This is a genomic window from Psychrobacter sp. FME5 (assembly GCF_014861375.1).
Lineage (GTDB): Bacteria > Pseudomonadota > Gammaproteobacteria > Pseudomonadales > Moraxellaceae > Psychrobacter.
Genome location: NZ_RRYX01000217.1, coordinates 1 through 1,641 on the forward strand (window position 1 = coordinate 1; position 1,641 = coordinate 1,641).

Below are 1,641 nucleotides of genomic sequence, written 5' to 3' on the forward strand. Positions count from 1 at the left end.
TCAATTACGAGCCGCTTAATTTAGTTTATGGTGACAACTAGCTTGAAAAACTCCGCTACTTTGAACCGCCCCTACTATATCGGAGGCAATTTTTTCGAATCAGAATATATGATTAAAATCTATAAGATTAATCATTATATATCTGATCGCATTATGTCTATAAAAAGGCAAATAAAAAAATTAAAATACCTCAGCTATCATCCTTGCTTTAATACTCGATAAACCGTAGCCACCCCAACACCAACTGCCTTAGCGATCTCCTCTTTTGTCATATTTTTTTGACTGTCTAATTCTCTGATACGATTGTGTTTCGTTGTATTAGGCTTCTTACCAGTGGGCTTATAGCCACTGTTAGCCAATCCCTGCTTGATACGCTCTCTACGCTTGTCGTTATCAAGCTTTGCCATCGTCGCTAATAAATCGATCAGCATATCGTTAATTACTCTTAGAATGTCGCCTGTCATACCTTCGCTAACCGTATGCGTGGTTGGCAAATCAGCCACCACTAATCGTAACCCCTTGTCTTTGATACGCTGCTTTAGAATCGCAAAATCATCTTGAGATAATCTGCTTAATCTATCCACGCTTTCAACCAACAGAATATCGCCTTGATCAGCGTCCTTTAATAGCTTAGCTAAGGCTGGTCTATTGAGCTTCGTACCACTAAAATGCTCAACGTAATCAATATAGTTATCATCATAACTTGTACTGAAAGCCACCAAATCAGCTAATGCTCTGGTAGCGTCTTGATCCTTAGTGCTGGCTCTCACATAAATACGAACGGTCATAACGCCACCTCTATTACTTAGACTTAATAATTAATGTTCATTGATAATAGCAAGATATTACTATCATTTAATTTTAGAAACAAGTCTAATGATAGATAGGCTATCGTTTAGAGGGTTTATATTTTAAGTATAGGCTAATGATAGAAAAAAAGCACAGCAACCAGTCCTATAATTCAAAAGTATGTTACAGATGGTTCCATGTTAACAGTCTGCTTTAAGTAGTCTGTTAATACGTTTGAGGGGTGAAATAGCTTGTTCCCTTGGGGTATACTAATAAGGTGTTAAAAGGAGCTAAAAATGAAACTCGCAGAAGCCCTACTTATTCGTAGCGATATGCAAAAAAAACTTGCTCAAATTAAAGGACGTATTCGTAGTAATGCTAAAGTTCAAGAAGGCGATACGCCAAATGAAGATCCAAGTCATCTAATAATTGAGGCTAGTCAAGTCATTACTGAGCTATCTACTTTGATTGAACGTATTCACCGTACCAATGCAGTTGCTAAGACGGATAAAGGTCAATCAATGCTGACGCTATTGGTTGAACGCGAGGCGTTGGAGATGCGCCACAAACTATTAATTGAAGCAATTGAAGCGACCGACACTGAGGCAGATCGTTATAGTCATCGTGAAATTAAATGGAATATTATGGTCTCAGTAGCTGGGTTACAAAAGCAAGCCGATGACCTGGCGATGAAACTACGCAAAATTAATATTGTCATTCAAGCCAATAACTGGCAAATTAACCTTGTTGAATAAGATTTGTAGACTACTAAATTTATAATTCTCTATTCGGTGGTGTTCTAAAAAGTATGCTGGCATCAGACGTAGCCATAATTGATGTAAAAGAACACCA

2 protein-coding genes are annotated in these 1,641 nt (G+C 37.7%); one reads left to right on the forward strand and one right to left on the reverse strand.

The genetic code is table 11. The annotated features are described in order from the left end of the window. Positions 1-197 precede the first annotated feature (197 nt). Entirely contained in the window at positions 198-788 is a 591-nt protein-coding gene (locus EI161_RS14265) for a recombinase family protein (RefSeq protein WP_192529920.1), read from the reverse strand. Positions 789-1,085: 297 nt separating this feature from the next. Here EI161_RS14265 and EI161_RS14270 point away from each other — a divergent pair, with 297 nt between their 5' ends. Continuing rightward, positions 1,086-1,544 (forward strand): DIP1984 family protein, encoded by a 459-nt coding sequence (locus EI161_RS14270; protein WP_077450785.1) that lies wholly within the window; start codon positions 1,086-1,088, stop codon positions 1,542-1,544. Positions 1,545-1,641: the final 97 nt, after the last annotated feature.